Origin of the sequence: Vibrio atypicus, assembly GCF_009811315.1 — a bacterium.
GTDB lineage: Bacteria > Pseudomonadota > Gammaproteobacteria > Enterobacterales > Vibrionaceae > Vibrio > Vibrio atypicus.
On the sequence record NZ_BLID01000007.1, the window covers coordinates 189,792 to 202,882 of the forward strand.

Annotated in this window: 9 protein-coding genes; 5 read left to right on the top strand and 4 right to left on the bottom strand. The window is 44.1% G+C overall.

All coding sequences use genetic code 11. The features are described 5' to 3' along the window. Positions 1 to 45: 45 nt before the first annotated feature. A complete protein-coding gene (locus GVO60_RS15760) occupies positions 46 to 1,137 on the bottom strand; it encodes an AI-2E family transporter (protein ID WP_159655698.1) in 1,092 nt (363 codons plus the stop codon). 257 nt (positions 1,138 to 1,394) lie between these two features. After that, positions 1,395 to 2,687, bottom strand: a complete 1,293-nt coding sequence (gene hemL, locus GVO60_RS15765) for a glutamate-1-semialdehyde 2,1-aminomutase (protein ID WP_159655700.1) — start codon at positions 2,685 to 2,687, stop codon at positions 1,395 to 1,397. A 259-nt stretch (positions 2,688 to 2,946) separates the two neighbouring features. On the opposite strand from hemL, the gene erpA reads away from it, so the two are divergent. The 3 genes from erpA to GVO60_RS15780 all read left to right on the top strand — a co-directional run bounded on the left by erpA (position 2,947) and on the right by GVO60_RS15780 (position 7,674). Further along, entirely contained in the window at positions 2,947 to 3,288 is a 342-nt protein-coding gene (erpA, locus tag GVO60_RS15770) for an iron-sulfur cluster insertion protein ErpA (protein ID WP_159655702.1), read from the top strand. A gap of 174 nt (positions 3,289 to 3,462) precedes the next feature. Further along, the gene (locus tag GVO60_RS15775) at positions 3,463 to 4,545 is read left to right on the top strand and encodes an efflux RND transporter periplasmic adaptor subunit (RefSeq protein ID WP_159655704.1); all 1,083 of its coding nucleotides are present in this window, start codon (positions 3,463 to 3,465) and stop codon (positions 4,543 to 4,545) included. Positions 4,546 to 4,557: 12 nt separating this feature from the next. Beyond that, a complete protein-coding gene (locus tag GVO60_RS15780) occupies positions 4,558 to 7,674 on the top strand; it encodes an efflux RND transporter permease subunit (RefSeq protein ID WP_159655706.1) in 3,117 nt (1,038 codons plus the stop codon). Positions 7,675 to 7,754: 80 nt separating this feature from the next. Here the strand turns inward: GVO60_RS15780 and shyC are convergent, their stop codons facing one another. Then, positions 7,755 to 9,041, bottom strand: a complete 1,287-nt coding sequence (shyC, locus tag GVO60_RS15785; protein WP_159655708.1) for a peptidoglycan DD-endopeptidase ShyC — start codon at positions 9,039 to 9,041, stop codon at positions 7,755 to 7,757. A 129-nt stretch (positions 9,042 to 9,170) separates the two neighbouring features. Here shyC and tyrS point away from each other — a divergent pair, with 129 nt between their 5' ends. Next, positions 9,171 to 10,358, top strand: a complete 1,188-nt coding sequence (tyrS, locus tag GVO60_RS15790) for a tyrosine--tRNA ligase (protein WP_159655710.1) — start codon at positions 9,171 to 9,173, stop codon at positions 10,356 to 10,358. Between the two features lie 454 nt (positions 10,359 to 10,812). Next, positions 10,813 to 11,658: a magnesium transporter gene (locus tag GVO60_RS15795; RefSeq protein ID WP_159655712.1), complete on the top strand. Its 846-nt coding sequence runs from the start codon at positions 10,813 to 10,815 to the stop codon at positions 11,656 to 11,658. Here the strand turns inward: GVO60_RS15795 and dacB are convergent. Beyond that, positions 11,637 to 13,064, bottom strand: coding sequence for a serine-type D-Ala-D-Ala carboxypeptidase (dacB, locus tag GVO60_RS15800; protein ID WP_159655714.1), 1,428 nt, complete (start codon positions 13,062 to 13,064; stop codon positions 11,637 to 11,639). The genes GVO60_RS15795 and dacB overlap by 22 nt on opposite strands. Between the last annotated feature and the right edge of the window lie 27 nt (positions 13,065 to 13,091).

A 13,091-nucleotide genomic window follows, 5' to 3' on the forward strand; every position in this document is an offset into this window, starting at 1 on the left:
AAGACGGGGGATTTTCGCATAATCCCCCTTTGATACCAAATTAGTTTAGTTCGAATCCTGTCGATTCAAGAAGTCTTGGAACTCTTCTTCATAAATATTGAATAGCACCATAGTAATAGCAAAGATTAGTGGACCATATATCAAGCCGATTAAGCCAAATAGATGCAGGCCTCCTAATAGTGAGAAGAAGATCATTAGCGTGCTCATTCCCGCGCTACCGCTACCTTGCATTAGAAGAGGACGGAGTAAGTTATCAATTGAGCCTACAACGGCAACACACCAGATAGTGAGGAAGATTGCCCAAGTACTGTCACCCGTTAGATAGAGGTAAATAGCGGCTGGGATCCAAATTAACGCAGTGCCGACTACCGGGATGAATGAGGCAAAGCCCATCATGGTTCCCCAGAAAAGGCCTGGGAATCCGGCTAACCACATACCAATACCACCAGCTAAACCTTGCGCGATTGCGGTTAGGAAAGATCCCATAACAGCTGATTTTGAAACTTGCTCCACTTCATCTAATAGCTTGTCTTCTTGACTACGCGAGAGGGGAAGAATATGACGAATTGCGCTGATGATCTTATCGTGGTCACGTAATAAGAAGAACAAAACGAACAACATCAAGAAGAAATCCATTAGGAAATTGGTCGCATCGCCCAAGATCTTTGCACTAATACCGACTAAGTTGCTGCCAAAACTGGTGGCAAATTGCGCGACTTTTTGCGCTATCTCTTGAGGCTCAATCGTGTCAAATGGCAAATACGTATTGATAAGTGACAGTCCTTTTACCACCCACGGATGCTCAAAAATAGTTTGGATACCTCCGTGAGTCACCCATTGATATACATTTTGTGAGAATGCGGATCCTTGTTGAATAATTGCAGCAAAAACAAATAATAAAGGAACGACGATAATAAAGGTCAAAACGACGCATGAAAGCAATGATGCGATGTTATTGTGGTTTGGCAGTTTTTGTTCGATCCACTGATGGATTGGGAACATCAGCAAAGAAATGATGAAGGCCATGACAATAGAGTTAATGTAAGGCTCAACCAATAAGAAGCACGCAAATCCGGCCGCTAATAGCGCAGCAATCAATACCCAGTGGCTTGAAGTGATTTTGACTTTATCTGACACAGTTTTGTCCAAAGATTTAAAGGTGTGACAGTATAATGGCTGTAAAACAGGGAGTTATCAACGAAGAATCAGGCAAGTATCAGAGGTGAGTCAAATCTATGGGCTATTGTAATAATGATAAGAGCTGCAATAACTCTACAAAGCCGAGACGATCAGTGCCTTGGTTTGCGCTGTTTTTTACCGTATTGATGGTGTTGGTTGTGGTGAATTGGCAATAAAAAAGGCTGCATGATGCAGCCTTTTCTCTAAATTATGGTTTACGCTTCTTTAGCAATAATTGCAAAACAGCGATCTGCTGCTTCTAATGTCGCTTCAATTTCTTTGCTGCCATGTGCTAGGGAGGTGAAGCTTGCTTCAAATGCTGAAGGTGCTAGATAAACACCGTGCTCTAGCATTAGGTGGAAGAAGCGCTTAAAGCGTTCAATGTCACACTTAGTCACGTCTTCGTAGCGAGTGATGCTCTCTTGATCTGTAAAGAAGAAACCAAACATGCCGCCAACTTGGTTAACGACCAGTGGAATGCCATGGCTGTCCGCAAGAGCTTTAAAGCCATCCGCAAGCTGTTTAGTTTTTGATGCTAGGCGCTTCTCGTTGCCTTCTTCTTTTAACAGGTTCAAACAGGCAAAACCTGCTGCCATCGCAACTGGGTTACCAGAAAGTGTACCTGCTTGATAAACTGGACCCGTTGGTGCGATGTATTGCATCACTTCTTTACGGCCACCAAACGCACCTACAGGCATACCGCCACCAATTACTTTACCTAGCGTAGTTAGATCCGGTTTGATGTTGTAGTAACCCTGAGCACCGCCAAGAGCAACACGGAAGCCAGTCATTACTTCGTCAAAGATCAGTAGTGCACCTTCTTCATCACAGATTTGGCGTAGACCTTCATGGAAGCCTTCTACTGGAGGAATACAGTTCATGTTGCCAGCAACTGGCTCAACGATAATACAAGCAATCTCACCTTTGTTTGCCGCAAACAGTTCGCGAACTGAATCTAGATCGTTAAAGGTTGCCGTGAGAGTGTGCTTAGCAAAGTCAGCCGGAACACCTGGAGAGCTTGGTTGACCAAGAGTCAGAGCCCCAGAACCTGCTTTAACTAATAAGCTGTCCGCGTGACCGTGGTAGCAACCCTCAAACTTCATGATTTTGTCACGACCAGTGTAACCACGAGCTAGACGAATTGCGCTCATGGTTGCTTCAGTACCTGAGCTCACCATGCGAATTTGTTCCATTGACGGTACTAGCTCAGAAACAAGCTCAGCCATCGCAATTTCCATTTCTGTTGGCGCACCAAAGCTAAGACCGCGTTGAGCTGCGTCAATGACTGCTTCACGAATGACAGCATGGTTGTGACCAAGAATCATAGGGCCCCAAGAGCCAACGTAGTCGATATACGCTTTACCATCAGCATCAAAAATTAACGGGCCGTCTGCACGCTCGACAAAAATTGGAGCGCCGCCAACGCCGTTAAAAGCACGCACTGGAGAGTTAACACCACCAGGGATGGTCTGTTGTGCTTTTTGAAATAGGTCTGCTGATTTGGTCATGGGATATCCTCTTTTGATTGCTCGGACCAATTTGGCTCGCATTGTACCTGCCCAATCCCATTCAATAAAACGCTTTGCACCACATTCTGAGTACTTTCACGCCAAATAGAAGCGAATTAGTATAAAAAGTAGCTTCAAAAGTGGCGAATACTTGAACGCTTCACTCAGGTATTAGATAATCAATCCATTAATACAAAGATAATGCTCCAGATAGTGAAAGTGAATGCGGTCTGGAAGTACACGACTGAGAGAGGTCATCGTGAGCGAAGTAAATATCCCACTAACATTTTCAGACGCAGCCGCTAAACGTGTGGGTGCTCTGATTGCAGAAGAAGAAAACCCAAATCTAAAGCTACGCGTCTATATCACAGGTGGTGGTTGTAGTGGTTTCCAATACGGTTTTACGTTTGATGAAAGCGTGAACGATGGCGATACCACTATTGTAAACAGCGGCGTTACGCTTGTTGTTGACCCTATGAGCCTACAATACTTGGTTGGTGGTCAGGTTGATTACACTGAAGGCTTAGAAGGTTCGCGCTTTTTCGTCAACAACCCAAATGCAACAACAACTTGTGGTTGTGGTGCATCTTTCAGTGTTTAACTGAATATCAAATTTCTTTAAGGCTGCATTCGCAGCCTTTGTTTTATCTGCGGTATTATTCTAGAAACTGAGACCTAACCTAAATTACTGTCCAACTGTGTTTTATTTTTAGTTGGTTACTTTATATCCTGATTTCACACGCCTCAAAAAGTGCTGTAAAAGCAAAGGATTGTTATGGCTAGTTTCTCGTTCACCCGTTTTATCGCGGCACGTCCCTATATTGTCTCTCTGGTTGTTGTTTTACTTTTATCTATTTGGTTAGGGTTGGGCGCTCTGAATGCTGAGGAATCGCCACCAGAAAAATCGGTACAGGAAGTCCCTTTAGCTAAAGTCGCGTTTGAAACCTTTAGTGCGCAAAAGACATATAAGTCGATCGATTTATATGGCCGAACGGCGCCAGATAAAGAAGCGAAACTTGGCGCTGAAATTGCCGGGAAAATCGTTCAATTGACAGTCGCTAAAGGTGAGAGCGTTAAACGAGGCCAAACCATCGCGCAGATTGATAAAGGCGACCTTGATATTCAACTTGAACGCGCGCGCGCCATGCTCAAAGTTCGAGAGAAAGAGTTCAAAGCCGCGCAATCTCTTAAAGATAGAGGCCTACAAGGTGAAGTTGCTTATACCAATGCCCAAGCAGCATTAGTTGAAGCGAAAGCAATGGTGAGCAATGCAAAGATTGCTCTAAGAAATACTTCTGTGACCGCGCCATTTTCCGGCATCGTTGATCATCTTTTTATTGAAAAAGGGGATTTTGTCGGAGTGGGGGATCCGGTCGCTTCACTGATTGATTTAAGTAATATAGTGATTGAAGCGGATGTGAGTGAACGCCACATTCAAGACCTTACATTTGGTCAGTCTGCCAAGGTGACCTTTATTTCCGGTGAGTCAGTGGCAGGTAAAGTTCGCTATATTTCACGTGTATCGTCTCCCGCGACGAATACTTTCCCAATCGAAATCGCACTAGCTAACCCTAACCAAGCCATTCCAGCTGGCATCAGCGCCGAAGTTGAACTCAATTTGAAACAGAAGCTGGCGATAAAAGTAACGCCAGCGATGTTGGCTTTAGATGAGTCTGGTAATTTAGGAGTTAAAACCTTAAAAGCGGACAAGGTGCATTTTATCCCTATTCAATTAGTGAAAGCAGAGCAAGATGGCGTCTGGCTGACGGGACTAGGGGAGCAGGTCGATATCATCACAACAGGTCAAGGTTTTGTTCGCGATGGCGATCAAGTTATCGCTGTTCAGAAAACGTTGTAATCAGGAGGTCATATGTTTGCACTGATTGATGCGGCGCTTTCTCGCACACGCACTATGTTGGTTTTGTTAGTGTTTGTATTGATAGCCGGGGTACTGACTTACATTACGATTCCAAAAGAGTCGAGTCCCGACATTACCATCCCGATCATATATGTTTCTGTGGGTCACCAAGGCATTTCACCCAGTGATGCAGAGCGTTTGCTTGTGCGTCCAATCGAGCAGGAGCTTCGCTCTATTGAAGGGGTGAAAGAGATGACGGCGACTGCATCAGAAGGACATGCTTCTGTGATGCTAGAATTTAGTGTCGGGGTCGATCTCAATAAAGCGATGGCGGATGTTCGCGAAGCGGTTGACCTCGCCAAGCCTAAACTGCCAGAAGACAGCGATGAGCCGACGGTCAATGAAGTCACGTTGGCGTCTGAAGAACCGGCGTTAACCGTAGTGCTTTACGGCACAGTTCCAGAGCGTTCAATCGTCCAGATTGCTCGTCAGTTGAGAGACAAGCTTGAAAGCTATCGTCAGATTTTAGAAGTCGATATTGCGGGTGATCGTGAAGATATTGTAGAGATCATCGTCGATCCGTTATTAATGGAAAGTTATGGGCTCGACCAAGCGGATATCTACAACCTTATCGCTTTAAACAATCGAGTCGTGGCTGCCGGTTTTGTGGATACTGGATACGGGCGCTTTTCTGTCAAAGTCCCATCTGTATTTGATTCATTAAAAGATGTACTTGAGTTGCCCGTGAAAGTTGATGGTAAGCAAGTGATTACTTTTGGTGATGTGGCGACTGTTAGACGTGCATTTCGAGACCCAGAAAGCTTTGCCCGTTTAGATGGTAAATCAGCGATCGTTTTGGATGTGAAAAAACGGGCCGGCGAAAACATTATTGAAACGGTTCAACTAATTAAAGCTGTGATGGAAGGGGCTCAGCAGAAAGAAGAGTGGCCAAATAACCTACTAGTTAAATACACTTGGGATCAATCTGAAGACGTTAAGTTGATGCTTAATGATCTGCAAAACAATATCTTGTCGGCAATTATCCTTGTCGTGATCGTTATTATTGCCATTTTAGGTGTTCGAACTGCGTTACTCGTGGGTATCTCAATCCCCGGCTCTTTCCTTACTGGTCTGTTAGTATTGTCTTTGTTTGGTTTGACCGTCAATATCGTTGTGCTGTTCTCATTAATTATGGCCGTTGGCATGTTGGTTGATGGGGCGATCGTCGTGACAGAATTTGCAGATCGAAGAATGCAAGAGGGCACGCCAAGACGGGAAGCCTATCGTGATGCCGCCAAACGAATGGCATGGCCGATAACCGCTTCAACAGCAACGACGCTCGCGGCTTTTGCTCCACTATTATTCTGGCCTGATATTACTGGCGAGTTTATGAAATATCTGCCACTTACCTTAATTGCAACCTTGGCCGCATCTTTGGCCATGGCGCTACTCTTTGTGCCTGTCCTCGGCGGATTAATTGGTAAGCCACAGAATGTAAGCCATACGCAGCGTGAGAAGATGTTGGCGTTACATGATGGTGATTATTCGAGAGCAACGGGGCTAACGAAACTCTATTTTCATACCTTAGATATTGCTATTCGCCACCCATTGAAGATTCTTTTTTGTGCGATTTTACTCGCTATTGCGGTTGGCTTTACATACAATAAAGCGGGTCTAGGCGCTGAATTTTTCCCAGAAGTCGATCCTCCTTTCTTTACGGTAAAAGTACGTTCGTACGGTGATCTATCGATTCATGAAAAAGATGTCATCATGCGAGACATTGAATCTGTCATGCTAGGGCATGATGAGTTTGAAAGCGTCTATACCCGTACGGGAGGCGATGATGAAATTGGTCAAATTCAGATCACACCGGTGGATTGGCAGTATCGACGCAAAGTGAAGACCATTATTGATGAGTTAAAACAAACGACTGATCAATATGCGGGTGTTGAAATAGAATATAAGTTCCCAGATGCGGGTCCTCCGGTTGAACATGACTTAGTGATTGAGATGTCGGCAAGAGTACCTGCCGATCTTGATCGCTCGGCTAAAATGGTTCGCCACTGGGCGGATAACTATCAGGCCTTTACTAATGTGAGTGATAACTCAAGTAAGGCAGGGATAGACTGGCAGATAGATATTCGCCGTGATGATGCAGCTCGTTTTGCAGCGGATGCGACGCTGGTGGGTAATACCGTTCAGTTTGTGACTAACGGATTAAAGCTTGGGGATTACTTGCCAGATGACTCAACGGAAGAGGTCGATATTTTGGTTCGCTATCCAGAAGACAAGCGTGATATTGGCCGCTTTGATCAGTTGAAAGTGAAAACAGCGGCAGGCATGGTGCCGATCACTAACTTTGCTAGCATAGTGCCCGATCATAAGCAGGATACGATCCACCGGATTGATGGCTTACGTGTGATTAATATTTTTGCCGATATTAAAGAGGGCTATAACCTTGCACTTGAATTGCCAAAAGTGGAGCAAGAATTAGCGAAGCTGGCATTGCCTAACGGAGTTGAGTTTAAAATTCGTGGTCAAAATGAAGAACAAGAAAATTCATCGGCATTCTTACAAAATGCATTCTTAGTTGCGCTTGTGGTTATGGCGTTGATCTTGATTACTCAATTCAATAGCTTCTACCAAGCGTTTTTAATCCTAAGTGCGGTTCTGTTTTCGACTGTTGGGGTGTTTGTCGGATTGTTAATTTTCCAAAAACCTTTCGGTATCATTATGTCAGGTATTGGCGTGATCGCCTTAGCTGGGATTGTGGTTAACAACAACATTGTGTTGATTGATACCTATAACCAGCTGCGCCGACGTGGGCTTGAAAAGCGTGATGCGATTCTACGTACTGGTGTCCAGCGTTTACGTCCGGTGATGTTGACCACAGTGACGACCATTTTGGGGTTGTTGCCAATGGTGCTTGAGATGAACATCGATTTGGTGAATCAAAAAATTGAATTTGGCGCTCCAAGTACTCAATGGTGGTCTCAGTTAGCTACAGCGGTTGCTGGTGGTTTGGCATTTGCGACCGTGCTGACATTGGTGCTTACCCCTTGCTTATTGATGTTAGGGCGAGAGCATAAAGTGGAAGAGGCTACGAATAAGGTCATCGAAAGCCAGTAGCGCTAATTTTTACAAAATCATTCAATAGTAAAAAGGCCCCATTGATACTATCGTTGGGGCCTTTATTCAATTAAAGAGTGTTAGTGTTTAGCTAATAATTGGCTGTAACGTTCAAGCTTCTCTAATCTAAGGTTAGCATTGGCAATGAAGGTTGCTTTTGTTTTACCTGTCAAAGATTTGGACTGAGGTAGTTTCACTGTACGCGCATTTTTGTGTACGCCATTGACCAAGAATTCATAGTGAAGGTGCGGACCAGTCACACGACCTGTTCCACCTAATGTACCTATGGTTTGTCCTTGCTTAACTCTTTGACCTGTCTTCACCATACGTTTGGTTAAGTGTAGGTATTTGGTTATGTAGGTATTGCTGTGTTTAATAAACACATAGTTACCATTGAACTGGTTATAGCTTGATTTTAGAACCGTGCCATCGCCCGCCGCCCAAATTGGTGTTCCTACTGGAGCTGCATAATCAGTTCCGCGATGTGCTCGTACTTTCCCTGTCACAGGGTGTCGGCGAGTCGGGTTAAAGTTGGAGGTTACACGACGAAAATCCAGTGGAGAGCGCAAGAATGCTTTTTTCATAGCGCGGCCATTTTCATCGTAGTAATTTCCGCTCTTGTCATCCAATATCGCTTTAAAGGTGTCACCTTGGTTGGTAAAGATAGCGGCCATGATCTTACCTCGACCGACGACTTCACCTTCAACGACTTTTTCTTGATAAAGAATTTCAAAAGAATCGTTCTTACGGATATCCAAGGCAAAGTCGATATCCCAGCCGAAAATGCCTGCCAACTCCATAATTTGGTTAGCGGTTAGGCCCGCCCCTACACCGGCATTCCAGAAGTTAGAGGTAATGGTATTACTCGCGTAGTTGTATTGATAGTGAACTTGCTTTTTATCCACGCTCGAGGTGTAGCCATTCTCTGATTTGGTCACTAGAAAGGTTTCATAAGCGCTGAGCTTACGTTTGATTTGGATTAGATTGTTATCGGCGTCAAAACCAAACTGAAAGGTATCACCAGGGCGGACTTTAGTCAGTCGATTAGCTATATCTTTATTGGTAGAAGTCAATTGATAGAGCAAGCGAGATGAGAGACCAGCACGCTGAAACAACAGCGCCATACTATCGCCTGAGCCAATAGTGTGCTTTTCCCAATGCAGTACTGCGAAAGTTGGTGCTCTCTCTTCTAGAATCAACGCAGATTGGTCAATAGATAATGGGTACGCTTTACCAACCTGGTATTGGCGTTCATCTTGACGTAAGTCTTGTGGGGCTGGAAGAAACAGCGCAATAACAATAAGAGCACTAAAAAGTGCAATAAGAGCTCGGTGCATCCATGGGAGACGAGCGAAAATAGCCAGCATTTTATTGTTCGTTCTAAAAATTAAGTAAAAAAGCTCAGCTGTTTAGTCTAACTGGTTTCAAAAAGCATCGCTATTCAAGTAAGATGGCAAATTATCAAATTTTTGCCAAATCTGTGGGAGTGAACAAGAATGGCGAGCATTGAAGCTGCACTAGCCGAGATTAAGCGCGGTGTTGAAGAGCTAATTCCAGAAGACGAACTGATTGCTAAATTAAAAGAAGGTCGTCCTTTACGTATTAAACTGGGTGCCGATCCAACAGCTCCAGATATCCACTTAGGCCATACGGTTATCTTCAACAAGCTGCGTGCTTTCCAAGAGCTTGGTCATGAAGTGACATTCCTAATTGGTGATTTCACTGCGATGGTTGGTGATCCGTCAGGTAAAAACTCAACACGTCCACCACTTAGCCGTGAAGACGTACTGAAGAATGCTGAAACTTACAAAGAGCAAGTATTCAAAATTTTAGATCCTGCTAAGACACAAATTCGCTTTAACTCAGAATGGTTATCTGAGCTGGGTGCTGAAGGCATGATCCGTCTTGCTGCGAACCAAACCGTTGCTCGTATGCTAGAACGTGACGATTTTAAAAAGCGCTACGCAGGTGGTCAGCCAATCGCAATTCACGAGTTCATGTATCCACTTCTTCAAGGTCATGATTCTGTTGCGCTTGAGAGTGATGTTGAGCTAGGTGGTACAGACCAGAAGTTCAACCTACTGATGGGCCGCGAGTTACAAAAAGCTGCGGGTCAAAAGCCTCAAGCAGTGCTAATGATGCCTCTGCTTGTTGGTCTAGATGGCGTGAAGAAGATGTCAAAATCGGCTCACAACTACATCGGTATTAGCGAAGCACCAAGCGAGATGTTCGGTAAGATTATGTCAATCTCTGACGATCTTATGTGGAGCTACTACGAGTTGCTTTCTTTCCGTCCGCTGGAAGAGGTTGCTCAGTTCAAAGCTGATGTTGAAGCTGGTAAGAACCCACGTGACGTAAAAGTACTGCTAGCGAAAGAGATCATTGCTCGCTTCCATTCAGAAGCAGACGCTGACGCAGCAGAGCAAGAATTTGTTAACCGCTTTGCTAAGAATCAAATCCCAGATGATATGCCTGAGTTTGACTTTGATGCTGGCCTACCAGTAAGTAATCTTCTGAAAGAAGCGGGTCTATGTGCGTCGACTTCTGAAGCTATGCGTATGGTTAAACAAGGCGCAGCGAAGATTGACGGCGAAAAAGTCGCAGATTCGAAGTTTACGCCTGAAGTAGGTAATTATGTTTTCCAAGTAGGTAAACGTAAGTTTGCTCGTCTTACTATTAAATAGTAAACATCAAGTCACTGAAAATACTGTGAATTAAAGCGCCTTTTAGGCGCTTTTTTTATGTTTGTTTAAAGAGTTATAACTCGTTCAAATGTTAGACGTTTTTACATGGTTTTGACTGTTTTTTTTATGTCAGTTTGTTACCATAGCCGCGCTGCCAGAAAGGCGGTTTATTTGGAGACTTTTATGAACAATATCGACCATCCTCCTAGTATCAAGGGAGAAAAATAACCCACTTCGGTATTGTCGTTTCCGCCTCTGCCCAAGTGGTAGAGTTATCCTATTCTAAGATCCTCTCGTTTTTCTCCTCTAAAACTAGAATATAAATACAATAGAGCTTGTTATCTTTTGTGTATAAAGCGCATCAACCTTGTGTTGATCCTGTTTTTTACCGCCAATTTTTGTCAGCCTAGTTGTATTTGATGGTCGTTACCTACTGCCAATCGGGAGATTCGCCATGACGGTAATGAGCAACACCTATATTGAAAACAGCCCTCACTTTTCACAAGAAGAGATCGGGGCCGCTCGTAATGCATTTTTGCAGTACGAGCAAGCACAACAAGTTCATTTGTTGACAGTTATGCCAATTGAAGAAGCGGTGGCTATTTTACATCACTGCTCTGTTGGGTATGTGCAGCAACTTATATCTTTACTAGAAAATGAAGGACACGATAAACGAGCGCGTCACTATGCGCATCAGCTAGGGTTTATTCACTCAGAAGTGGAAACCTCAAACAGCTATCTAAATACATCGGTATTGGAACACGTTAAGCAGCGAATTGGTTGGATTATCGCTTTAGCGTTACTAGGCATTGTTTCAGGGTTAATCATCGCCCAATACGAAGATACTTTGAGTCAATTAGTGCTGTTGGCGATTTATATGCCAGTCATAGCAGCTGCTGGAGGTAATACGGGAACGCAGGCAGCCACACTGGTGATTCGAGCGCTTGCAACAGGAGAGCTGCGAAAAAGAGAGTGGGTGAAGGTGTTTTGGAAAGAGAGCCGGGTTGCTTTATGTCTAGCACTTGCCATAGCGTTAGTGATTGTAGGGCGTATTCTATTGTTTAGCGATGACACATCCACTGGTGGCTTTGAACTCAACACCATTGCATTGGCAATCGCTGTCGCGTTGTTCATTCAAGTTACGCTATCGACGACGTTAGGTGGTTTATTACCGATCTTAGCCCGTGCGTTTAAACTGGACCCTGCGGTTCTAGTAAGTCCAGTTTTGGCGTCTATTGTCGATATCTCGGGGATGTGGATCTACTTTACTGTTGTGAATTACTTTTTAGGTATTGCCTGACTGAATTTCACCACATCTTTATAAAATAGTGTCTCAAATTGAGTAATAGGAGCGATGGTAGGCTTATCATCGCTCTTTCTTTTTGGTGGGTGATAATCGGTCACAAACTGGACGAAGAGTGAGCTTGGTTTTCCTGTTTTATCAACCCCATAACCAGCCATATTATAACTGCCGTACAAAGAGCCACTTTTGCCAATAATGGTCCCTTTTACTGGCTCTTTTCTCATACTTCGACGATATTTTAGGGTGCCAGATAGCCCAGACTTGGGCATAAGCGCGATCAAGTTAAGATCATTGTCGTTTTGCCAAATGTAGCGCAAAATTTCAGCCATATCATGACTACGGAAACGGTTGTTACGTGATAGCCCTGAGCCATCAGCTAATGGAGTATTTCTGAGGTCGATACCAGTATTGGCAAAAATGATCTGTTTGATCGCCTCGGTACCATTGTTAAAGCTGCCTGGTTGAAGAAAAAATTGCCCGCCAATCGCCTTGGTGAGGTTATCAGCAATCAAGTTATCCGACTTTTTTAACATCTCCTCTAGTAATGGTATTAAGGTTGGAGAGCGATGTTGTGCGAGCAGTTTAGAAGGCTTTTTGTTTGGACTACCAATACGAATATTACCTTCTAACTCAATATCAAGTTGATTTAGCAAGGTATGTAGTATGCGCTGGGTGTAGAGCTCAGGGTTTTGTACCGCAAATTTAAGTGGCAGAGGCTTTTTACGCTCAACTAAGCAGCCACGCAGTTGATAGTGGTTGTCCGATGAAGAAATAAGTTCTAAATCACACTGTGAGCTCTCTTGCTCTACTTTCGTTACACTTTTTACTTGAGTTGAAGCGTAGATAGGAAAGTGCTCAGGCACATAAACGCGTGTTTTTTGATTGGCTTCAGTGTAGATCGAAGCTTGAACACAGTTCTCATCTAAGGTAATCGCGCTAGCGGGCGCACTATAGCAAACCCCTAATATATCCCAAGGCCATCCCACAGCTCTGTCGTAGCCAGAAAAAGCGCTGTTATCTAACCAAATGTCTCCCTTAACTGCTGTTAACCCTTTACCGCGAGCTGTAAGTAGCAATTGCTTAAGATTCTCGGTTGTTAGCGTTGGATCGCCGGAGAAACGAATAACAACATCTTTGTTCACTTGTTCAAGGCGAGTTTCGAAGTGGAAGTTTTCTTTAAGTTCTAGTTTCGCTGCAAGGGCCGTTACAAGTTTAAGCGTACTGGCAGGGGGAAAGTACAGTTGATCGTTGTTTGAGGTAAGGAAAGTTTGCTCACCGGTGAGGCTTTCAATCAATACGCTAGCACGGCTTCCTGAAGGTAATTTATCTAAAGGTGCATAGGCCATAGTGGCAGTAGAACAAAGTGATAGAAGAGAAATAACAAGCAGACGAGGTAGCAGCATAATTTAGGAGTCGACCAAGCAAGAAAG